Here is a 20172-nt window from a genome sequence, read left to right on the forward strand (position 1 = left end):
GACGGCGTCGGCGGTGACGGGGCGTTCTTCCTGCTCCTCGACGAACCCGAGGTGTACGGGCTGCCGCCCGACCCGGTGGTGACCACCCGCGACCTACCGGCCATGTGGAAACGCGCCGGCCTCGCCGCGCTCGCCATGGCGGCGGCCACCGTCGCCGCGTTCGTCGGAGGTTCGTCATGACCTCACCGGAGCCGGTGGGCGACCGCTTCCGTCGCTTCCGGCGCTTCCGGGAGCGGCTCGCCGCCGAGGGCGGCGACGGACCACAGTCGAGCGACCAGCGGGCCACGAGCGGCGCGGAGCGTGCGACCGCCACCGCCAGCGACACCGTCGGCAGTCGACGGGGCGACCTGACCGCGCGGCGGGGCGCCGAAGCCTCCGGTCGGCGGCGCAGGCGGCGTGGCGGTGGCGGTGAGGAACTGCGGGTGCCGGAGGCCGAGTTCACGTCCTACTACGGGCGGCCGATCCTGAAGGCGCCGGTCTGGAAGTGGGACATCGCCGCGTACCTGTTCACCGGTGGTCTGGCCGCCGGTTCGTCGCTGCTGGCCGCGGGCGGGCAGCTCACCGGCCGGCCCGCGCTGCGGCGCGCAGGTCGGGTCACCGCGCTGGCCGCCATCAGCGCCAGTGCCGTCTTCCTGGTCAGGGACCTGGGCCGGCCGGCGCGGTTTCATCACATGCTCCGGGTGGCCAAGCCGACCTCGCCGATGTCGATGGGCACCTGGATCCTGACCGCGTACGGGCCGGCGGCGGGTGTCGCCGCGATCGCCGAGGCCGCCGGTGTGTTGCCCCGGCACGGTCTGCTCGGGCTGGCCGGCCGGGTGTTGCCGCCGATCGGGCACGCCGCCGGGCTGTTCGCCGCCGGCGCCGCGCCGGCGCTGGCCACGTACACCGGGGTGTTGCTGGCCGACACGGCGGTGCCGTCGTGGCACGAGGCGTACCCCGAGTTGCCGATGATCTTCGCGGGCAGCGCGCTGGCCAGCGGCGCCGGCGTGGGTCTGCTGGCCGCGCCGCCGTCCCAGGCGGGGCCGGCCCGCCGGATGGCGGTGGCCGGCGCGGCCCTGGAGCTGTACGGCACGCATCGGGTGGAGACCCGTCTCGGCCTGCTCAGCGAGCCCTACCGGGTCGGTCGACCCGGTCGGTTGCTGCGCGCCGCGCGACTGCTGACCGTCGGTGGGGTGACCGGAGCGCTGCTGGGCCGGCGCAGCCGGGTGGTCGGGGCGCTCTCCGGAACCGCGCTGCTGGCCGCGTCGGTGTTGACCCGGTTCGGCATCTTCTACGGCGGAGTCGCCTCCGCCCGCGACCCTCGGTACACGGTGGTGCCGCAACGCGAACGGGTCGAAGCTCGGCGGACCGGCATGGATCTTCCAGCTGATCGGGCGGTCCCGCCCGCGGTGTGATCGAATGTCCGGTGGAGGCGTTCAGGCGGCTGGTGCCCCTCCCGGTCTTCAAAACCGGAGTGGTCCGGGACCCGGGCCAGGCGGGTTCGATTCCCGTCCGTCTCCGCCACCTCGCTTGCAGGAGATGACGTGATGGGCGACGGCCCGGTGGACCCGCGACGTCGGGTGCCCCGCACCGACACGCTGCTCGCCGACCCGGTGCTGGCCGCGGCCACCGCGACCCTCGGCCGGGAGCAGGTCAAGGCGGTCGTCACCCACGCGCAGGAGCGCGCCCGCCGCGGTGAGCTCAACCCCGACGAGGTACGCGACGCCGCGGTCGCCGCGCTGCCCACGCCCGGCCCCCGGGTGGTGCTCAACGCCACCGGCGTGGTGCTGCACACCAACCTGGGCCGGGCGCCGTTGTCCGCCGCCGCGGTCGCCGCGGTGGTGGCCGCCGCCGGTCACACCGACGTCGAGTTGGACCTGACCACCGGCCGGCGGGCCCGCCGCGGCCGGGGCGCGCTCGACGCGCTGGCCGCCGCCGTGCCCGACGCGGGCGCCGTGCACGTGGTCAACAACGGCGCCGCCGCGCTGGTGCTGGCCGCCACCGCGTTGGCCGCCGGTCGGGAGATCGTGGTCAGCCGGGGAGAGCTGGTCGAGATCGGTGACGGTTTCCGGCTGCCGGACCTGCTGGAGAGCACCGGGGCGCGGCTACGCGAGGTGGGCACCACCAACCGCACCACCCTGGCGGACTACGCGTCCGTGATCGGCCCCCGGACCGGTTTCGTGCTCAAGGTGCACCCGTCGAACTTCCGGGTCACCGGTTTCACCTCCGCCACCGGGGTACGGGAACTCGCCACGCTCGGCGTGCCGGTGATCGCCGACATCGGCTCCGGCCTGCTCGGCGCGGACCCGCTGCTGCCCGACGAGCCGGACGCGGCCAGCACCCTGCGCGCCGGCGCCGCGCTGGTCACCGCCAGCGGTGACAAGCTGCTCGGCGGCCCGCAGGCGGGGCTGCTGCTGGGTGACGTCGAGCTGATCGACCGGCTGCGTCGTCACCCGCTGGCCCGGGCGCTGCGGGTGGACAAGCTCACCCTGGCCGCGCTGGCCGCCACCCTGCACCAACCGGACACCCCGACCCGGGCGGCGCTGCACGCCGACCCGGGTGCCCTGCGTCAGCGGGTGGAGCGGCTACGGGACCGGCTCGGTGCGGACGGCCGCAAGGCGGAGGTGGTGCCGGCCGTCGCGGTGGTCGGCGGGGGCGGCGCCCCCGGGGTCGAGTTGGACTCGTGGGCGCTGAGCCTGCCCGAGCGGTACGCGGCGCCGATGCGCACCGGTGAGCAGCCGGTCCTCGGCCGGGTGGTGCGCGGGCGGCTCCTGCTCGACCTGCGGTGTGTGCCCGCCGACGCCGACGAGGCCGTCCGCGCGGCTGTGCTGCGCGTACCCGGGGACGATTGAACGTGTTCGTCGTCGCGACCGCCGGGCACGTCGACCACGGCAAGTCGACACTGGTCCGGGCGTTGACCGGGATGGAACCCGACCGGTGGGCCGAGGAACGCCGCCGGGGGATGACCATCGACCTGGGATTCGCCTGGACGACGTTGCCGTCCGGCGGCACTGTCGCCTTCGTCGACGTACCCGGGCACGAGCGGTTCGTGCCGAACATGCTCGCCGGGGTCGGCCCGGTCCCGGCGGCGCTGATCGTGGTGGCCGCCGACGAGGGCTGGATGCCGCAGTCCGCCGAGCACCTGGCCGCGCTCGACGCGCTCGGTGTGGCGTACGGCGTGTTGGCGGTGACCCGCGCGGACCTGGCCGACCCGGGTCCGGCGATGGCCCGTGCCCGGGCCGAGATCGCCGCGACCAGCCTCGGCGCGGTGCCGGCGGTGGCGGTCAGTGGCCGGACCGGCGCGGGCCTGCCGGAGCTGCGGGCGGCCCTGGACCGGCTCGCCGCCGGGTTGCCCGCCCCCGCGGTGGACGACCCGGTGCGGCTCTGGGTGGACCGCAGCTTCACCGTGCGGGGCAGTGGCACCGTCGTCACCGGCACCCTCGGCGCCGGCCGGCTGCGGGTGGGTGACGCGTTGGAGTTGGCCGGCGCCGACGAGCCGGTCCGGGTGCGTGGCCTGCACTGCCTGGGCGAGGCCCGCACGGAGGCGGCGGCGGTCGCCCGGGTGGCGGTGAACCTGCGCGGTACGCCCCGCGACCGGCTGGGTCGCGGTGACGCGTTGCTCACCCCGGGCCGCTTCCACCACACCGACCTGGTCGACGTCCGACTCGCCGGTGACCCGGCCGCGGACCTGCCGGCCACCCTCACCCTGCACGTCGGGTCGGCGGCGGTGCCGGTACGGGTGCGTCCGCTCGGCGCGGACACCGTGCGGCTGCGGCTGGCCCGCCCGCTGCCGTTGCTGGTGGGTGACCGGGCGCTGTTGCGGGACCCGGGCCGGCACCACGTCAGCGGCGGGGTGCGGGTGCTGGACGTGGCACCCCCACCGCTGGCCCGACGGGGTGCGGCCGCCGCCCGCGCGCAGGTCCTCACCGAGTTGGACGGTCGACCCGACCTGGCGGGGGAGTTGCGCCGGCGCCGGCTGATCCGGGCCGGCGCGTTGCTGAGGATGGGTGTGCCGGTGCACGTCGAGCCGGGGCGACACGGCCCGGTGGGCGCGCAGCCGGTGGCCGGTGACTGGCTGGCCGACCCGGCGTACTGGGGGCGGCTCGGCGAGCGGCTGACCGAGGAGGTGGCCCGGCACGCGCGGGAGCACCCGTTGGAGCCCGGGATGCCGGTGGACGCGCTGCGTCAGCGCCTCGCCCTGCCCGACCGGGTGTTGGTCGAGGCGCTGGTCCGGGCGCCGCTGCGGATCCACGCTGGCCGGGTCGGGGCGGCGAACGCCGACGCGCTGCCGGAACCGGTGGCCCTGGCCGTGCGGAGGGTCCGCGCCGAGTACGGTGATCGGCCGTTCCGGGCCCCCGAGGCGGACCGCCTCGTCGACCTCGGTCTGGGTCCCCGGGAGATCGGCGCGGCGGTGCGGGCCGGGGCGTTGCTGCGGCTGGCCGACAACGTGGTGCTGCTGCCGGACGCACTCGACGACGCGGTCCGGGTGTTGGCCGGGTTGCCGCAGCCGTTCACCCTCTCGGCGGCCCGGCAGGCGTTGGACACCACCCGCCGGGTGGCGGTGCCCCTGCTGGAGTTGTTGGACCGGCGGGGTGCGACCCGTCGGCTGCCCGACGACGCCCGGATCGTCGTCACCTGAGCGAAGCGCCGCGGCAGCGTGCCGGGCCAACCGGCCCCCGGGCCGATCGCCGTCACCTACGGTGACCTCATGGACCCTTCGGCGGTCTGGCGGGACCGGCAGCACCAGTGGCGGATCGAGGCGTACCGCGCGCCGGACCTGCGATTCGCCATCTACGCCACCAGCGGCCCGACCGAGTCCGTGCCGCTGTGGTTGTTCGGGATGTCGGCGCTGGCGCGTTGGCTGATGACCCACTCCATCTCGCTGGACGACCTGGAGGTCGACTGAGCGGCGGTCGCAAACCGGGCCCGCGGTGAGCCCCGCTGCGGTTGAGTGACCTCAGGCGGCGGACGGGGGTGCGCGATGGGCGGTCAGCTCGGGCAGTTGGCGCTGGTGGCCGTGCTGGTGCTGGTCAACGCCGCGCTCTCCGGCAGTGAGATGGCGCTGGTGACCCTGCGCGAGGGGCAGTTGCGGCGGTTGGGTCGGCGCAGCCGCGCCGGCGACCGGTTGGTGCAACTGTCCCGCGACCCGAACCGCTACCTGGCCACGATCCAGCTCGGTATCACCCTGGCGGGATTCCTCGCCTCGGCGGCGGCGGCGGTGTCGTTGGCCGCTCCGCTGGTCGGCCCGTTGGGCTTCCTCGGCGGGGCGGCGCGTCCCGCCGCGGTGCTGCTGGTGACCGTCCTGCTGACGTTCGTCACGCTGGTGCTCGGCGAGTTGGCCCCGAAGCGGCTGGCCATGCAGCGGGCCGAGCGTTGGGCGTTGCTGAGCGCCGGCCCGCTGGACCTGCTGGCCCGGGTGTCCCGGCCGGCGGTGTGGCTGCTCAGCCAGGCCACCGACGCGGTCGTGCGCCTCGCCGGCGGTGATCCGCGGGCCAATCGGCAGGAGATGACCGAGGAGGAGCTGCGGGAGATGCTGGCCAGCCAGCGTGGCCTGTCGGCCCAGCAACGGGAGATCCTGACGGGTGCGTTCGACATCGCCGGCCGGACGCTGCGGGAGATCCTGGTGGCCCGCCGGGAGGTGACGACGCTACCGGCCGGCCTGGCCGCCGACGAGGGGGTCCGGCGGCTTGCGTCCGCCGGGCGCTCCCGCGCTCCGGTCACCGGTCCCGGCGGCCTGGACGAGGTGCTCGGTGTGGTGCACATCCGCGACCTGGTGCGGGCCGGCAGCGCCCCGGTGGGTGAGCGGGTCCGCGCGCCGTTGCTGCTGCCGGTGACCCTGCCGGTCGCCGACGCGATGCGTCAGCTGCGGCAGGAGCATCAGCAACTGGCTCTGGTCGTGGATGAGCACGGCGGCATCGACGGCATGGTCACCATGGAGGACCTGCTGGCCGAGGTGGTCGGCGAATTGTACGAGGAGACCGACCGCGACGTGCACGGGATCGTCCGGGAGCCGGACGGGTCCCTGCTGGTGCCCGGTGACTTCCCGCTGCACGACCTGCCGGATCTGGGGGTGCGGCTGAGTTTTCCGCTGTCGCGGGACTACACCACGGTGGCGGGTCTGGTCCTGGCCCGACTGCGGCACCTGCCGGACGGGCCGGGTGAGACGGTGCGGCTGCCCGGGTTGACCCTGCAGGTGGTGGAGGTCGCCGACCGGGCGGTGCGCCGAGTGCGGCTGTGCGGTTTCGTCACCGAACGCTGACCATCACCCAGAGGGATGACAAAAGGGCCGAATCGCCGCGATGCGGGGCGCGGTCTGCCTACCGTGCCATACGTGAAGGACCGAGGGTTGCGTACGTTCGTCACGGTGCTGGCCGGCCTCGCGGTGATCTACTTCGGTAGCGCCGGCCGCAGCCCCGAGGAGGGCCGTGGCATCTCCGGCGGGGTGGTGGTCCTGGCGCTGCTCGCCGCGTTGCTGGTGTGGCACCTGACCCGCCCGGGGGACAAGACGGTCAAGTGAGCGCCTCAACGGGCGGCGACGCGGGTGACCTCACCGGCGGACTCCTCACCGAGGGCCACCCGCACCAACGCTGAGGCGAGCCGGCCGAAGTCCGGTTCGTCGACGAGACCGGCGAGCCGGTCCGGCGTGCCCGGCAGGCCCAGCCGCTTCGCCCCGGCCAGGGCCCGACGGTCGGCGTACGGGCGCACGTCCGGCCAGACCGACTGCGCCTCACGCAGGTAGATGTCCGCGCCGGTGGGGCCGATGCCGGGGAACTCGGTGAGCCGTCGCCGCAGCCCGGCCGGGTCGCCCTGCGCCTCCCGGTGCAGCCGCCGCAGGTCACCGTGCCAGCGGTCCAGGCACAGTCGGGCGCCGCTGCCGAGCATGGTGGCGGTGCGCTCGTCGTAGCGGCGGTAGTGGCCCCGGCCCAGCGCGTCGACGCGTTCCTGCCAGCTGGCCGCCTCCATCGCCTGGGGGGTGCGGTAGCCCGCCGCGAACAGCTCCCGCGCGGCGTCCACCGCCACGCACGCCCGGATCCGGGTGCTCAGCAGAGTGGTCAACACCAGCAGCTGGTACAGCGGCCCGGGCCGGTCGGCGAGCCGGATGCCGGCCTCCTCGGCGTACGTGCGGCCACGCCGGTCGAGCAGGACCCGCACCACACTTCGATCGTTGCCCACCCGGACGGTTTACCCACTCGGGGCCCGGCTAGCCGTCGCCCCGGTGTGCGCGGCCGGAATGCCGCCGGGGCGGGCGGGTATGCCGGCGGTGGAGGCGGTCGATGCCGCCCCCGTACCCCGGAAGGGAGACACCCGTGGTCAACCCACAGCAGGAGGAGTTCCGGCGCAACGCCAAGGGAGCCACCAGCCAGGACAGCAAGGGGCCCAGGCCGACCGGGCACCCGCTCAACAGTGGCTCGTCGCGCGGGGACGCCGGTCGACCGGTGCCCAAGGGGCAGGTGTCGCCGTACGGCCCGGCCGGTGAGCCGGTGGCCGAGGACGACAGCGACGTCCGCTGATCAGTGACCGCCACCTGGCGGCCGCCGCAACCTGTTCCAGGTGGCGGCGGCCGCCAGCCCGTACGCCAGGTGCGGGATGATGTCGGAGATCCAGTCGGAGCGCCGCCAGGTGCGCGGGTCGCTGATCCCGAGCACCGTGATCGACCCGTCGGTCATGGTCATGACGCCGGCGCCGAGCAGGCCGGTGGCCACCGGCAACGGCTGGCGTCGAGCACCGGCGTAGAGCGCGAACGCGACGCCCGCGGCGACCCCGACCCCGTAGCCGATGAGCGGCCCGAGGCCCGAGCGGCGGTTGGCCGCCCGGGCCCCGTTGCCCAGGTCCACGTGGGCGATCCCGGCCAGCCGGTCGACCGTCTCCTGTGGGACGTCGCTCTCCGGTCGTCCCCGCAGCGCCATGTCGAGGTAGCTGACCACGTTCAGCGCGGTGGTGCCGACGGCGCCCGCGATCGCGCCGTCGGCCACGTCGACCGTCCTCACTTCGGGTCGCCCGGTTCGCGCTCGCTCTTCGGGCCGTACGCGCGGTCGCCGCGTACCACGCCCCGTTGGCCGCGATCCTCCTGCAGGATCCGGTTGGCGACTTGGTTGGCCTTGCCGTCGGGTACTCGACGCCCGGAGTCGTCGATCGCGTTGCGCAACCGCGCCCGCTGCTTGTCGTACGCGTTGCTGCCCGGCCGTGGTCCTGGCATCTGCTGCCTCCTTCGTCGGTCTGGGCATCTGCTGCTGCCCGCCGTCCGCTGGGCGTACCGCGGCCGTCTACCCGTCTCGCGGCGGGCCAACCCCGGGGGTCTAACGGGGCGCGCGGACCACGACGACCGGGCACTGCGCGTGGTGCAGCATCGACTGGCTCACCGACCCCAGCAGCAACCCGGTCACCTCGCCGCGCCCCTGCCCGCCGACGACCGCGAGTTGGGCGGAGCGGGACGCCTCGGCGAGCACCCCGCCGGGCCGACCGTGCACCGCCCGGCAGGTCAGCCGGAGACCGGGGTGGTCGTCGGTGAGCCCGGTCAGCCACCCGGCGAGCATCCGTTCCTGCTCGCGGTGCAGCTTCGCCTCGTCGTACACCAGGGGTTGCATGTCACCCGGGCCGCTGCTGCCGGGGTGTCGGTAGGCGTGCACGGCCACCAGCGCGACGCCCCGCGACACAGCGGTCTCGGCGGCGAACTCCGCCGCCTGCCGGGACGCCGGCGAGCCGTCCATGGCGACCAGCACCGGCTCGTCGGGGCGTTGCGCGCCGCGTGCCACCAGGACCGGGCAGTCGGCGTACGCGGCGACCTGCACCGCGACCGAGCCGACCACCAGCGCGGAGAAACCGCCCAACCCGCGGTCGCCGAGCACGATGAGCGCGGCGGTGGGGGATTCACCCACCAGCACCGCGGCGGCCTCCCCGTCGATGATCTCCCCGGAGATCGACAGGTCCGGTGCGGTCGCCTCGGCCTCGCGCACCGCGGCCTGGACGAGTTCCTCGGCCCGGTGGCGCAGCCCGCCGCCGCCGGGCGGCGCGGCCGGGGCGGGGGAGACCGGAACGTGCAGCAGCGGCCAGATGAAGCCGTGCACGACCCGTAGTGGTCGGTGCCGGCGCGTCGCCTCGGTGGCGGCGAGGCGTACGGCGCGCAGCGCCGACTCCGAGCCGTCGACGCCGACCACCACCGCCGCGTTGTTCGCCGAGTTCACCGCCCACCTCCGCTCGCGGCCAGTATCGCGGGCGTGGACGCCCCCGCGTCGCGATACCGCAGAGCGGGTCGCGGTCGGTACGCTGGCGACGACCGGCCGGGAGGGAGCGCCGCCGATGGGTGAACCAGACCAGCCGAGCACCGCTCGCATGATCGATTACTGGCTCGGCGGGCAGCATCACTTCCCCGTCGACGTGGCCGCCGCGAGCGCGTTCGAGCAGGCGTACGGGCCGTGCGCGCCGGTGTTCCGGGAGCTGCGGGCGTTCCTGGGTCGGGCGGTGCGGGCCATGGCCGCCGAGGGCGTGGACGGCTTCCTGGTGTTCGGCGCCGGCGTGCCCACGATGGGCAACGTGCACGAGGTGGCCACCGACGCGACGGTGCTCTACACCGACGTCGACCCGGTCACCATCCGGTTGGGGCAGAGCATCCTCGCCGGCAGCGATCGGGCCGGTTACGGCTTCGGCGACGCGACGGACATCGGCACGGTCGACCCGGCGCAGCTGCACCGTTTCGTGCCCGGGTGGGGGCGGCGGCCGGTCGGCGTGGTCTTCCTCGGGTTGGCCGCGTTCCTCGACGACGCCACGCTGACCCGTACCCTCGACGAGCTGTACGCCGCGGCGGCGCCGGGCAGCCTGCTCGCGGTGGATTTCGACACCGAGGAGTTGGCGGGTCACCCGGAGGCGCTGGCGATGATGGGGCCGCAGTTCCGGATGCGTCCACCGGCGGCGTTCGCGCCGCTGCTCGGTCGGTGGGCGCCGACGGCGGACGGGATCGTCCCGGTCGCGCGGTGGCGTGCGGAAGGTCCCCCGGCGCAGGTGCCCGACGCGTTCCATGGCGTGCTCGCGACCCGGGCCGGCGACTGACCGCGCGGATCAACCGTCCGGGGGCGTCCGTATGATGCTTGCCCTATAGCAAGCTTCTGGGGAGGACGACGATGGTAGACGCGCCGGACGTGGTGTCGCGCGCGTTGCGCGAGGCCCCGCCCGACCAGTTGGCGGAGGCGGCGGACCGGGCGATCCGGTCGGCGATGGGCGCGCTGCGCACCGACGTCTTCGTGGCCGACTACCGGATCAGCGGGCTCTGGCCGGTGCTGGACCCGGACCTGCCGGCGGCCGGGTTCCTGGCCTGTCACACCATGGCGCAACGCTGTTTCAGCAGCCAGCAACCGGTGCGCGACGGCGAGGGCCCGTGCCGGCTCTACCTGCCGTTGACGGTGTGGGGGGAGCGGCTGGGCGTGCTGTTGATCGAGCTGGCGGACGTACCCAACGCGACGGTGACCGGCCGGGCGACGGACATCGCCGGCGCCCTCGCGGTGGCGATGCGCGCGGCGGACCGGGAGACCGACAGGTATCGGCGGGCCCGCCGTCGGGAGCGGCTGACGATGGCCGCGGAGATGCAGTGGGACCTGTTGCCCGGTCGTGGTGTGGCGCATCACGCGTTCGAGTTGGCCGGCCAACTCGAACCGGCGTACACCGTGGGCGGTGACCACTTCGACTGGTCCCTGGACGGTGACCGGCTCACCGTGACGGTGCTCAACGGCGAGGGCAGTGGGCTGGCGGCGTCCATGTTGACCGCCGTGACGGTCAACGCGATGCGCAACGCGCGGCGCTCCGGTGGAGGTTTGGTGGAACAGGCCGAGCTGGCCTCGGACACGGTCTTCTACCAACACCGCGGCGGCCGGTACGTCGCCACCCTGCTGCTCGAGGTGGACACCCGCTCCGGCCGGGTGCGGGCGGTCGACGCGGGTTCCCCGCACCTGTTGCGGATGCGAGGGTCCACGGTCGAGCCGATGAAGCTGGACCAGCAGCTGCCGTTGGGCATGTTCGCCGAGACCCGCTACGAGCTTCAGCAGGTGCAACTCGCCCCGGGTGATCGCCTCTTCGTGGTCAGCGACGGGGTGTGGGCCGCCGAGCCGCCGGGCCAGGAGCCGTACGGGCAGCGGATGATGGCGCGTTCCCTGCGCGCCACGCGGCTGCAGCCACCAGCCGAGGCGGTTGGTACGGTGATGCGCGAACTACACGCCTACCACGCGGATTCCGATCTGCGCGACGACGCGGTCGTGGTCTGTCTGGATTGGCACGGTCCGCGTGAGCGGGGCACGGGGTGAGGTTCGCCGCCGCCGTGCCGGGCGGGCACCAGCGCGACGACGGCAGGGGACATCAGGTGGAGCGACCTGCGGATCTCGCCGCGGCGATCGACGCGGCTGCCGAGACGCTGATCGCTGTGCTCGACTCGGCCGCGTCGCGGCATCAGGTGCCGCCCACCCAGCTGAGGGTGCTCACGCTGATCAGCGGTCGACCGGAGACCAACGTCAACGGGTTGGCGGAGCTGCTGGACGTGGTGCCCTCGTCGGCGAGTCGGCTGTGTGACCGGTTGGAGGCGACGGGGCTGTTGCGCCGGGTGGCCGATCCCCGGGACCGCCGTGAGGTGCGGCTGGTGCCGACCGCGGCGGCGCTGACCCTGCTGGGGGAGTTGGCCGAGCGGCGGCAGCGTGCGGTGCAGGCGGTGCTGGATCGGATGCCGCCCAGGGCGCAGCACGACCTGTTGCTGGCGCTTGTCGCGTTCGCGCGGGCGGCGACCTCGGTGCCGGAGCAGCAGACCGACCCGGCCGTCCAGACGGCCTGAGCACCACCCCGCTTCCACCATTATCCTAGGACGCTTTACGCGTGGTGACCCACGCCACAGCGCGGCACAGCCGCACCGACAGCCCGGCGGCGGCGCCCGGCCCGCGAGAGGAAGCCCGATATAGTGGCAGCGCACCTACCCGGCCCGCGATCATCGAGATCGCGGGCCGCATCAGGGGAAGGGGCCCCGCCCGGGGCCGCAGGGGAGAGCCGGCGGTGGCCGGCCCGACAGCGCGTACGACCCTCAGCCGCGCCCGGCGTCGGCCGGGGGGCCGCGTGCCGTGGAGGAGGATCGGTGTCGCGTCGGCCGGCTCGGGCAGAGCACCCGCGGGACACCGGTGACGACGCTCCCGGCAACCAGGTGCTCACCCTGCCCAACCTGATCAGCTTCGGGCGGTTGCTGGGCGTGCCGCTCTTCCTCTACCTGTTCCTGGTCGCACGGGCCGACGTGGCGGCGGTCGTCGTGCTCGCCATCGGCGGCACCACCGACTGGGTCGACGGCTGGATCGCCCGGCGCCTGCGCCAGGTGAGCCGCCTGGGCGAGCTGCTCGACCCGCTGGCCGACCGGCTCTACATCCTCGCCACCCTGGTCGCGTTCACCGCGCGGGAGGTGGTGCCGTGGCAGTTCACCGCGGCGCTGCTGGCCCGTGAGGTGCTCCTGCTCGCCTCGCTGGGGGTGCTGCGCCGGTACGGGTACGGGCCGCCGCCGGTGCACTACGTGGGTAAGACGGCGACGTTCCTGCTTCTCGCGGCGTTCCCGGTGCTGCTGTTGGCCACCGCCGCGACCGACGTCGCGACGGCGGCGAGCGCCATCGGTTGGGCGTTGGCCTGGTGGGGGTTGGTCCTCTACTGGGTGGCCGGCGGGATGTACGTCGTGCAGGCGGCCCGACTGGTGCGCGCGGCGCGCGCACCGGGAGCGGCGGCGTGAGCGCGCCGCGGCTCGGCAAACCCGGCCAGGACCGGGTGTACGCGCCGGACTTCCTCACCGAACTGTTTCGCAACCCGTTGGATCCGGGGTACGCGGACGCGGCTGCCGCCCGTCGGCGTTCGGCGGGGTCCGAGCCGCCGCGCGGGTGGCGGGTCTGGCCGTCGCGGTCGGTCAGCCTGGTCGTGGTGGTGCTGCTCGGTTTTCTGTTCGCGGTCGCGTACCGGCAGACGATGGCGGACGAGCCGGGGCGTAGTCAGGCCCGGTCGGGTCTGGTGGCGCAGATCAAGGATCGGGAGAGCCAGACCGACCGGTTGTCCACGCGGGCGGACCAGCTGCGTGAGGAGGTCAGCCGGCAGCGGGACGCGGCGTTGAGCGGGTCGGCCGCCGCCCGGCTGCGTGACCTGGAGGCGAGCACCGGGCTGGGTCGGGTGCGCGGTGATGGTGTGGTGGTGCGGTTGGCAGACGCGCCGGACAACGCGGACGCGGTGACCGGGGCCGGGGCGGGGCCGCCGCGGGTGCTCTACAGCGACCTGCAGGGGGTGGCGAACGCGTTGTGGAGTGCCGGTGCGGAGGCGATCGCCATCAACGGGCAGCGGTTGACGTCGACGTCGACGATCCGGTCCGCGGGTGAGGCGATGCTCGTGGATTTCCGGCCGGTGACCGGGCCGTACGAGGTGTCGGCGATCGGGCCGGGGTCGATGCGGCGCAAGTTCGAGGACAGCCGGAACGCGGCGCTGATGCGGGAGGTCGCGCAGAAGACCGGGTTGTCGTTCGGTGTGCGGGAGTCCGATGACCTCACCCTGCCGGCGGCGCCGGAGCCGCAGCTACGCTACGCCAAGCCGTCGGTCAGTCCGAGCCCTTCCGCGTCGGGTGTCCGGTCCGGCAGTCCCGGGTCGTCCGGTCCGGCGACGACTGTTAGCCCCTCCGGAGGTGGCCGATGATCGCGGTGCTGGCGTTGCTCGCCGGTGTGGTGCTGGGCGTGTGGCTCGATCCCACGGTGCCGGCGGCGTTGCAGCCGTACCTGCCGATCGCGGTGGTGGCCGCGTTGGACGCGGTGTTCGGCGGGGTGCGGGCCCGGTTGGACCGCATCTTCGATGACAAGCAGTTCGTGGTGTCGTTCATTTCGAACGTGTTGGTCGCTGGTCTGATCGTGTATCTGGGTGACCAGTTGGGGGTGGGTGGGCAGTTGTCCACCGGTGTGGTCGTTGTGTTGGGTGTGCGTATCTTCGGCAACGTGGCGGCGATCCGTCGGCACCTGTTCCGGGCGTAGGTTGGGTTGCGATGAGCGATGAGCAGACCGACACGGGGACCGGGTGGCCGCAGCCGGCGGGTCCGGGGCGGCCGGGTGGGCCGGCGGGTGAGCCGGATCCGCGGCCGGACGCGCCGGATCCGGACGAGCTGAGCCCGTTGGCGCCGCAGGGGCCCGCGCAGCCGCCGCCGGCGGATGACGAGCCGGCGGTGGAGCCGGGTGTGGAGCCGGTCGACGACGGTGCGACGGTGGACCTGAGCGTGATGGCGCGGTCGGGGGAGCCGGTCGCGGTTTCTGACGGGTTGGCGGAGCCGGCCGACGGTTCGGCGGCGCCGGGCGGGGGTTCGGCGGCGCCGGTGGTGGCGGGTCGGTCCCGGTGGAGCGCGGCCGGGGTGATGATCGTCGCGTTGTTGGCGTTGCTGGGGTTCACGTTGGTCGTGCAGTTGAAGACGACGTCGACGGACCCGACGTTGGGGGCGACGCGGCAGGAGGACCTGGTCCGGATCCTGTCGGATCTGGATGCGCGGGAGAACCGTCTCCAGCAGGACATCCGGGCTCTGGAGGACAGCCAGCGGCAGTTGCGTTCGGGTGAGCAGGGTCGTCAGGCGGCGTTGGACGAGGCGACGCGGCGGGCGGACGAGTTGGGCATCCTGGCGGGTACGTTGCCGGCGGTGGGGCCGGGGTTGACGGTGCAGTTCGACGCCGGGGCCAAGCCGATCTCGGCGAACCGGGTGTTGGACGCGGTGCAGGAGCTGCGCGGTGCGGGCGCCGAGGCGATGCAGATTTCCGGTGGGGATCGGGCGACGGTGCGGATCATCGCGTCGACGTACTTCCTGGACGGGGACAACGGGTCGTTGGTCGTGGAGGGGCGCCGGTTGACGGGTCCGTTCACGATCACGGTGATCGGTGATCCGGCGACGATGCGTACGGCGTTGAACATTCCTGGTGGGGTGGTGGCGTCGGTTCGGGGTGGCGGCGGTAACGTGACGTTTGGGGAGCGTGAGGTTGCCGAGGTTTCGGCGCTGCACGTGCCGATCAAGTTGGAACACGCCCGTCCGGTCTCCTGACCGGCCGCGGCCGCGCCGGACCCGGGTGGTCCGGGGCACCGATGGATGAAGGACGCGTCTGGTGATTCCCGAGGATCTGCGATACACCGCCGAGCATGAGTGGGTGGCGGGTGACGGCACGGCTTCGGTCCGGGTCGGCATCACGCACTTCGCCCAGGACGCGCTCGGTGACATCGTGTACGTGCAGTTGCCCGAGGCGGGTGCGGTGGTCGCGGCCGGTGACTCGTTGGGTGAGATCGAGTCGACCAAGAGTGTGTCGGAGATCTACGCGCCGGTCGCCGGTACGGTCGCGGCGCGTAACGAGGCGTTGGGTGACACGCCTGAGCTGATCAACACTGATCCGTACGGTGAGGGTTGGTTGGTGGAGATCACGCCGAATGATCCGACGGCGACGGACGGGTTGCTGACGGCGGCCGCGTATCAGAAGATCACCGAAGGCTGAGTGTGCTTGATCCGGTGCGTGGGATGTCTGCGCGCGTCCGGTTGCCCTGCATTTCGGCGCTGGCTAGGCTCGCCCAGTCGACCGAGAACCCATTAGTTGAGCGTTGCGGAATTGCCTTCCCGGGCACGGGGAGCCAGCCGCCGGGTGTGCATGTGCCCGGCGGCCAGACCCGCCATTACCCGACGCCGACCGAACAGATCCGTGAGGTGGTCCCATGACGCGGCCAGACGACGAGTTCCCCCCGCTCGACGTCACTTCGACGCTCAATCTCGGTTCGCTCGACGAAGTGCTTGAGGGGCCGGATACCGATGTGGTGCCGAGCCGGATGTCCGGTTCGTTGCCGCCGGGTATGGCGCTGCTGGTGGTTCGTCGGGGCCCGAATGCGGGTGCCCGGTTCCTGTTGGACCACGATGTGACGACCAGTGGCCGGCACCCGGACAGTGACATCTTCCTCGACGACGTGACGGTGTCGCGTCGGCATGCGGAGTTCCACCGTGACGGTGGGACGTTCACGGTGCGGGATGTGGGTAGCTTGAATGGCACGTATGTCAATCGTGAGCGGGTTGAGGCGGCCACTTTGAGCAATGGTGACGAGGTTCAGATCGGTAAGTTCCGGGTGGTGTTCATCGCCGGTCCGCGCCCGGAGGAGGAGGCCGGCCGGGGGTGAACGAGCCTGCGGCCTCCACGTCACCGGGGGCGGCCCGGTCTCAGCCGCTGATGAGCATCGGTGAGGTGCTCGGGCAGTTGCGGGTGGATTTTCCGGACACCACGATTTCGAAGCTGCGGTTTCTTGAGGCCGAGGGTTTGGTCGAGCCGCAGCGGACGGCGGCGGGTTACCGGAAGTACAGCTGGGACGATGTGGCGCGGTTGCGGTTCGTGTTGACCGCGCAGCGGGACAAGTACCTGCCGTTGCGGGTGATCCGTGAGCAGTTGGCCCAGTGGGATTCGTCCGGCGAGCAGCCGGGGCGGTCGCGGCCGGCGTTGGTGGCGGTTGGTCCCGATGGTGCGGTGCCGGGTCGTGAGGTGCCGGAGCCGGCCGAGTCGTCGCAGGTGCGGCTCGGCCGGGCGGATCTGGTGGCGCGCAGTGGGATCGACGAGTCGACGTTGGTGGAGTTGGAGCGGCTCGGTGTGCTGGTGTCGGATCCGCCGGGGTGGTATGACGCGGACGCTTTGATCATCGCGTCGGCGGTGGCGGGGTTGGCGTCGTACGGGTTGGAGCCGCGGCACCTGCGGGGTTATCGGACGGCGGCGGACCGGGAGGTCGGTTTGTTCGCGCAGTTGGTGGCGCCGTTGGCGCGGCAGAGTGATCCGGCGGCGCGGGCGCGGGCTGCGGAGACGGCGCGTGAGTTGGTGGCGTTGTCGGAGCAGTTGCACGCGGCGTTGGTGCGGGTGGGTTTGCGTTCGACGTTGGGTCGGTGAGGGTCCCGGCGGGTGGTGGCTGAGCGGAAAGATCTCTTCCGGGAAGCGTGCCGTAGGCTTGCCGGGGTAACCCCTTTCTGGCGCGGGCGTGGTGCTGTAGCGCATGGGACGGCCGTGTCGCGGTCCGTGTACCGTGCAGGGAAGGGCGCGGTGCGGCGTAGGTGACAACGACACGGAGGCGGCGGTGCGCGAGCTGAGCGTGGTCGGAGTTCGGGTGGAGCTGCCCAGCAACCAGCCGATCGTCCTGCTCAGGGAGGTCGAGGGGGACCGCTATCTGCCGATCTGGATCGGCGCGGTCGAGGCGACGGCTATCGCTTATGAGCAGCAGGGGGTCAAGCCGGCCCGGCCGTTGACGCATGATCTTCTGCGGGACGTGTTGGCGGCGTTGAAGGCGCCCTTGCAGGCGGTGGAGATCACCGAGCTGAAGGAGAACGTGTTCTACGCGGATCTGTTGATCGGCGATGGGGTGCGGGTGTCGGCGCGTCCGAGCGATTCGATCGCGTTGGCGTTGCGTGTCGGTGCGCCGATTCGTTGTGCGGAGCAGGTCCTCAGCGAGGCGGGGATCGTCATTCCTGATGAGCAGGAGGACGAGGTGGAGAAGTTCCGCGAGTTCCTGGAGCAGGTGCGTCCGGAGGATTTCGCGGGCTGAGGTGGGCTTCGGTTTCGCGCCGGGTGTCACGGTGGGTGATGTCCGGGTGCGGTTGGTGATCTTTCCTGGTGGCTGCGCGGCGTGTCGCGTCGGTTCCTCCGTGGTTACCCCTGGCGGTGGCTATAGGGTTTCCATGTCGAGGGGTGCGCGTCGGAGGAAACGACGCGTCGCCACACTGACGGGGAGGTTGTCCGGATGCACGAGCCGCGGGATTCCGATCCGGGTGGAGAGTTCGACGAGCCGGGTGCGTCGGCGCCAGGTGTGGCGGCCGAGGGTGACGGTTCGGTCGGCTACCGGGGTGTGACGGCCTGCCACGCGGTGGGCATCAGTTACCGGCAGTTGGATTATTGGGCGCGGACGACGCTTGTGGTGCCGAGCGTTCGGGATGCTTCGGGTTCGGGGACGCAGCGGCTGTATTCGTTCCGGGACCTGGTGGTGTTGAAGGTCGTGAAGCGGTTGTTGGACGCGGGGGTGTCCCTGCAGAACATCCGTAAGGCGATCGAGGCGCTGCGGTCGCGTGGTGTGGAGGATCTGGCCGGGATCACGCTGATCTCTGATGGGACGACGGTGTACGAGTGCCGGTCTCCGGAGGAGGTGGTCGACCTGTTGCAGGGTGGCCAGGGGGTCTTCGGCATCGCGATCGGTGGGGCCTTCAAGGAGATCCAGGGGTCGTTGTCGCATCTGCCGGCGGAGCCGGCGGCGAGCGGCCCGGTGGAGCCGGCGGTGGTGTCGGGTCCGGATCCGCTGGGTGACGAGTTGGCGGCGCGGCGGGCGCGGCGGCGGGCCGGCTGAACGCCCCGGGCTTCCGGTTTTTTTTCGGGTGGTTTCCTCGCGACCGTGGGTGACGGTGGCCGCGGTCGTCAGGTCGGCGCGGTCCACAGTCGATACTGTGGGTGTCGTTGCGGTGGCCGATTGTGGAAAACCCGGCGGTAGTGGTGACGGTGTGTGCGGGCGTTTTGTCGCGAACCCGATAGGGGGGCGCTGACCGGCGGCGCTTGACACGCTATGGTCCCTCACGGTTCTGGACCCTCACCCCCGGAAGGAACGACCGTGACGGTTACGGAAGAGACCGCTCCCGCCTCGCACTACGACCGCATTGGCGGTGCCAGCTCGGTCAAGGCGGCCGTTGAGCTGTTCTACGACAAGGTGCTCGCGGACCCGGAGTTGGCGGGTTACTTCGCCGATGTGGACATGGCCGGTCAGCGGCGGCACCTGGCGTTGATGTTGACCGTGGTGCTGGGCGGCCCGAACGAGTACACGGGTCGCGGGTTGGCCGAGGCGCACCAGCCGTTGAACATTCCGGCGGCGCACTACGCGAAGGTGGGTGAGCACCTGACGGCCACGTTGACGCAGTTGGGTGTGCCGTCCGACACCCTCGCCCATGTGCAGACCGTGTTGGGTCAGGTGCAGGACCAGGTGGTGGCTGCCGAGAACAGGTCGGGCGCCTGAGCGTGGACGCGGCCCGCCTCAAGCAGAGCTGGTCGGTGGTCGCCGGGCACGGCGACCAGGTGCCGCTCTACTTCTACTCGACGTTGTTTCTCGCTCACCCTGAGACCCGGCAGATGTTCCCGACGAACATGGCCGGGCAGCGGGATCGCCTGGTGACCGCGTTGGGCCACATCGTGTCCAATGTGGACCAGGTGGACCGGTTGGTGGGTTTCCTGCAGGATCTCGGCGCGGATCACCGTAAGTTCGCGGTCCGGGCGGAGCATTACCCGGCCGTCGGTGAGGCGCTGGTGGCGACGTTGCAGCATTTCCTCGCCGAGCAGTGGACCGACGAGTTGGCGGCGGACTGGACGGCCGCGTACGGGTTGGTCGCCCAGGTGATGACGGAGGCCGCCCAGGCCGCCGAGGCGGTCAATCCGCCGTGGTGGGTGGCGGAGATCGTGGCGCACGAGCGGCGGGCGTTCGACGTGGCGGTGTTGACGGTGCGTCCGCAGTACCTGTTGCCGTTCACTCCGGGTCAGTCGATCGGGGTGTCGCACCCGTCGGTGCGTTCGTGGCGGTACTACTCGCCGGCGAACGCGCCGCGCGCGGACGGCACGCTGGAGTTGCACGTGCGGGCCGCGCCGGGCGGCGCGGTGTCGTCGCGGTTGGTGTACGGGTCGGCGGTGGGGGATCGGATCCACCTGGCGGCGCCGGTGGGGGACCGGCTGGGGTTGTGGTCGGCGGGCTCGAGTGACCTGTTGTTGTTGGTCTCGGGCACTGGCTGGGCGCCGGTGAAGGCGTTGGTGGAGCAGGTCGCCGCGGAGGGTTCCCGGCGGCGGGTGGATCTGTACGTGGGGGCCCGGTCGCGCAGCGAGTTCTACGACAGCGACGCGATCGACAAGTTGGCGTCGTCGTATCCGTGGTTGACGGTGACGTACGTGGTGGGTGCCGACGTGCACCGGCCGGGGGAGTTCGTGCACGCGGTGGACCGGGCGTTGGCCGACGGTGACTGGCGTTCCCGGCACGTGTTCGTGTGCGGGTCGGACGAGATGGTGTCGCACGCGGTGCAGGCGTTGCTTCAGGCGGGTTTCCACGCGGGTCAGGTGCATCACGAGGGCCTGGGCGCGCAGTGGTACGGCCCGGCGTGGCGGACGGCGGTGCAGTCGGCCGCGGATGACACTTCGGGAGGTGGGCACAGGTGAGCGC

General features: G+C 72.6%; 25 protein-coding genes, 1 tRNA gene and 1 pseudogene. 23 read left to right on the forward strand and 4 right to left on the reverse strand.

Annotation, left to right across the window (positions count from 1 at the left end):
- From AB0J33_RS27810 to AB0J33_RS27845, 8 genes and pseudogenes are all read left to right on the forward strand, one after another.
- Positions 1 to 180 (forward strand): annotated as a pseudogene (locus AB0J33_RS27810) (4Fe-4S ferredoxin); the annotation flags it as partial.
- Positions 177 to 1394 (forward strand): NrfD/PsrC family molybdoenzyme membrane anchor subunit, encoded by a 1218-nt coding sequence (gene nrfD / locus AB0J33_RS27815; protein WP_363617489.1) that lies wholly within the window; start codon positions 177 to 179, stop codon positions 1392 to 1394. The pseudogene AB0J33_RS27810 and the gene nrfD, both read left to right, overlap by 4 nt.
- Positions 1395 to 1407: 13 nt before the next feature.
- Positions 1408 to 1503, forward strand: a tRNA-Sec gene (locus tag AB0J33_RS27820).
- A 23-nt stretch (positions 1504 to 1526) separates the two neighbouring features.
- Positions 1527 to 2831: an L-seryl-tRNA(Sec) selenium transferase gene (selA, locus tag AB0J33_RS27825; RefSeq protein ID WP_363617491.1), complete on the forward strand. Its 1305-nt coding sequence runs from the start codon at positions 1527 to 1529 to the stop codon at positions 2829 to 2831.
- A gap of 2 nt (positions 2832 to 2833) precedes the next feature.
- On the forward strand, positions 2834 to 4618 hold the full coding sequence (selB, locus tag AB0J33_RS27830; protein WP_363617493.1) for a selenocysteine-specific translation elongation factor: 1785 nt from the start codon (positions 2834 to 2836) through the stop codon (positions 4616 to 4618).
- A 69-nt stretch (positions 4619 to 4687) separates the two neighbouring features.
- Entirely contained in the window at positions 4688 to 4885 is a 198-nt protein-coding gene (locus AB0J33_RS27835) for a hypothetical protein (RefSeq protein WP_363617495.1), read from the forward strand.
- A gap of 75 nt (positions 4886 to 4960) precedes the next feature.
- Positions 4961 to 6238 carry a hemolysin family protein gene (locus tag AB0J33_RS27840; RefSeq protein WP_363617497.1) on the forward strand — a complete coding sequence of 426 codons (1278 nt, stop codon included), beginning with the start codon at positions 4961 to 4963 and terminating at the stop codon, positions 6236 to 6238.
- 72 nt (positions 6239 to 6310) lie between these two features.
- Positions 6311 to 6496, forward strand: coding sequence for a hypothetical protein (locus tag AB0J33_RS27845; RefSeq protein ID WP_036410487.1), 186 nt, complete (start codon positions 6311 to 6313; stop codon positions 6494 to 6496).
- Positions 6497 to 6501: 5 nt separating this feature from the next.
- Here the strand turns inward: AB0J33_RS27845 and AB0J33_RS27850 are convergent, their stop codons facing one another.
- Positions 6502 to 7152, reverse strand: a complete 651-nt coding sequence (locus AB0J33_RS27850; RefSeq protein WP_363617499.1) for a hypothetical protein — start codon at positions 7150 to 7152, stop codon at positions 6502 to 6504.
- A 134-nt stretch (positions 7153 to 7286) separates the two neighbouring features.
- On the opposite strand from AB0J33_RS27850, the gene AB0J33_RS27855 reads away from it, so the two are divergent.
- Positions 7287 to 7490, forward strand: coding sequence for a hypothetical protein (locus AB0J33_RS27855; RefSeq protein ID WP_363617501.1), 204 nt, complete (start codon positions 7287 to 7289; stop codon positions 7488 to 7490).
- Here AB0J33_RS27855 and AB0J33_RS27860 read toward each other — a convergent pair whose 3' ends face one another.
- The 3 genes from AB0J33_RS27860 to AB0J33_RS27870 all read right to left on the reverse strand — a co-directional run bounded on the left by AB0J33_RS27860 (position 7491) and on the right by AB0J33_RS27870 (position 9161).
- Positions 7491 to 7967, reverse strand: coding sequence for a hypothetical protein (locus AB0J33_RS27860; RefSeq protein WP_363617503.1), 477 nt, complete (start codon positions 7965 to 7967; stop codon positions 7491 to 7493).
- Positions 7964 to 8176 (reverse strand): hypothetical protein, encoded by a 213-nt coding sequence (locus AB0J33_RS27865; RefSeq protein ID WP_030327717.1) that lies wholly within the window; start codon positions 8174 to 8176, stop codon positions 7964 to 7966. Before AB0J33_RS27865 ends, AB0J33_RS27860 begins: the two co-directional genes overlap by 4 nt.
- Before the next feature lie 100 nt (positions 8177 to 8276).
- A complete protein-coding gene (locus AB0J33_RS27870) occupies positions 8277 to 9161 on the reverse strand; it encodes a universal stress protein (RefSeq protein WP_363617505.1) in 885 nt (294 codons plus the stop codon).
- Between the two features lie 115 nt (positions 9162 to 9276).
- On the opposite strand from AB0J33_RS27870, the gene AB0J33_RS27875 reads away from it, so the two are divergent.
- The 14 genes from AB0J33_RS27875 to AB0J33_RS27940 all read left to right on the forward strand — a co-directional run bounded on the left by AB0J33_RS27875 (position 9277) and on the right by AB0J33_RS27940 (position 20168).
- Entirely contained in the window at positions 9277 to 10023 is a 747-nt protein-coding gene (locus AB0J33_RS27875; RefSeq protein WP_363617507.1) for an SAM-dependent methyltransferase, read from the forward strand.
- A gap of 71 nt (positions 10024 to 10094) precedes the next feature.
- A complete protein-coding gene (locus AB0J33_RS27880; protein ID WP_363617509.1) occupies positions 10095 to 11267 on the forward strand; it encodes a PP2C family protein-serine/threonine phosphatase in 1173 nt (390 codons plus the stop codon).
- A gap of 56 nt (positions 11268 to 11323) precedes the next feature.
- Positions 11324 to 11785 carry a MarR family transcriptional regulator gene (locus AB0J33_RS27885; protein ID WP_363617511.1) on the forward strand — a complete coding sequence of 154 codons (462 nt, stop codon included), beginning with the start codon at positions 11324 to 11326 and terminating at the stop codon, positions 11783 to 11785.
- Positions 11786 to 12079: 294 nt separating this feature from the next.
- Positions 12080 to 12712 carry a CDP-alcohol phosphatidyltransferase family protein gene (locus tag AB0J33_RS27890; RefSeq protein WP_363617513.1) on the forward strand — a complete coding sequence of 211 codons (633 nt, stop codon included), beginning with the start codon at positions 12080 to 12082 and terminating at the stop codon, positions 12710 to 12712.
- A complete protein-coding gene (locus AB0J33_RS27895; RefSeq protein WP_363617515.1) occupies positions 12709 to 13653 on the forward strand; it encodes a DUF881 domain-containing protein in 945 nt (314 codons plus the stop codon). The genes AB0J33_RS27890 and AB0J33_RS27895 overlap by 4 nt, the downstream gene beginning before the upstream one ends.
- A complete protein-coding gene (locus AB0J33_RS27900; protein WP_030327710.1) occupies positions 13650 to 13982 on the forward strand; it encodes a small basic family protein in 333 nt (110 codons plus the stop codon). Before AB0J33_RS27895 ends, AB0J33_RS27900 begins: the two co-directional genes overlap by 4 nt.
- Before the next feature lie 11 nt (positions 13983 to 13993).
- Positions 13994 to 15028, forward strand: a complete 1035-nt coding sequence (locus AB0J33_RS27905) for a DUF881 domain-containing protein (protein ID WP_363617517.1) — start codon at positions 13994 to 13996, stop codon at positions 15026 to 15028.
- Between the two features lie 61 nt (positions 15029 to 15089).
- Positions 15090 to 15470 (forward strand): glycine cleavage system protein GcvH, encoded by a 381-nt coding sequence (gene gcvH, locus AB0J33_RS27910; RefSeq protein WP_363617519.1) that lies wholly within the window; start codon positions 15090 to 15092, stop codon positions 15468 to 15470.
- 214 nt (positions 15471 to 15684) lie between these two features.
- Positions 15685 to 16137 carry an FHA domain-containing protein gene (locus AB0J33_RS27915; protein ID WP_007071101.1) on the forward strand — a complete coding sequence of 151 codons (453 nt, stop codon included), beginning with the start codon at positions 15685 to 15687 and terminating at the stop codon, positions 16135 to 16137.
- A gap of 50 nt (positions 16138 to 16187) precedes the next feature.
- Complete coding sequence (locus tag AB0J33_RS27920; protein WP_363617644.1) at positions 16188 to 16889, forward strand: MerR family transcriptional regulator; 702 nt, start codon at positions 16188 to 16190, stop codon at positions 16887 to 16889.
- A 184-nt stretch (positions 16890 to 17073) separates the two neighbouring features.
- A complete protein-coding gene (locus AB0J33_RS27925; protein ID WP_030327706.1) occupies positions 17074 to 17538 on the forward strand; it encodes a bifunctional nuclease family protein in 465 nt (154 codons plus the stop codon).
- A gap of 195 nt (positions 17539 to 17733) precedes the next feature.
- Entirely contained in the window at positions 17734 to 18330 is a 597-nt protein-coding gene (locus AB0J33_RS27930; protein ID WP_363617522.1) for a MerR family transcriptional regulator, read from the forward strand.
- 258 nt (positions 18331 to 18588) lie between these two features.
- Entirely contained in the window at positions 18589 to 18987 is a 399-nt protein-coding gene (locus AB0J33_RS27935; RefSeq protein ID WP_363617524.1) for a group 1 truncated hemoglobin, read from the forward strand.
- Positions 18988 to 18989: 2 nt separating this feature from the next.
- Entirely contained in the window at positions 18990 to 20168 is a 1179-nt protein-coding gene (locus tag AB0J33_RS27940; RefSeq protein ID WP_363617526.1) for a globin domain-containing protein, read from the forward strand.
- Positions 20169 to 20172 lie beyond the last annotated feature (4 nt).

It is taken from the genome of Micromonospora sp. NPDC049645, from assembly GCF_040675155.1.
Taxonomy (GTDB): Bacteria; Actinomycetota; Actinomycetes; order Mycobacteriales; family Micromonosporaceae; genus Micromonospora.

Bases quoted from the DNA above. Each gene is read 5' to 3' on its own strand.
- AB0J33_RS27835 (WP_363617495.1), top strand. From the start codon at position 4,688: ATGGACCCTTCGGCGGTCTGGCGGGACCGGCAGCACCAGTGGCGGATC.
- AB0J33_RS27930 (WP_363617522.1), top strand. From the start codon at position 17,734: ATGCACGAGCCGCGGGATTCCGATCCGGGTGGAGAGTTCGACGAGCCG.
- AB0J33_RS27875 (WP_363617507.1), top strand. From the start codon at position 9,277: ATGGGTGAACCAGACCAGCCGAGCACCGCTCGCATGATCGATTACTGG.
- AB0J33_RS27900 (WP_030327710.1), top strand. From the start codon at position 13,650: ATGATCGCGGTGCTGGCGTTGCTCGCCGGTGTGGTGCTGGGCGTGTGG.
- AB0J33_RS27880 (WP_363617509.1), top strand. From the start codon at position 10,095: ATGGTAGACGCGCCGGACGTGGTGTCGCGCGCGTTGCGCGAGGCCCCG.
- AB0J33_RS27920 (WP_363617644.1), top strand. From the start codon at position 16,188: ATGAGCATCGGTGAGGTGCTCGGGCAGTTGCGGGTGGATTTTCCGGAC.
- nrfD (WP_363617489.1), top strand. From the start codon at position 177: ATGACCTCACCGGAGCCGGTGGGCGACCGCTTCCGTCGCTTCCGGCGC.
- selA (WP_363617491.1), top strand. From the start codon at position 1,527: ATGGGCGACGGCCCGGTGGACCCGCGACGTCGGGTGCCCCGCACCGAC.
- AB0J33_RS27915 (WP_007071101.1), top strand. From the start codon at position 15,685: ATGACGCGGCCAGACGACGAGTTCCCCCCGCTCGACGTCACTTCGACG.
- AB0J33_RS27865 (WP_030327717.1), bottom strand. From the start codon at position 8,176: ATGCCAGGACCACGGCCGGGCAGCAACGCGTACGACAAGCAGCGGGCG.
- AB0J33_RS27840 (WP_363617497.1), top strand. From the start codon at position 4,961: ATGGGCGGTCAGCTCGGGCAGTTGGCGCTGGTGGCCGTGCTGGTGCTG.
- AB0J33_RS27905 (WP_363617517.1), top strand. From the start codon at position 13,994: ATGAGCGATGAGCAGACCGACACGGGGACCGGGTGGCCGCAGCCGGCG.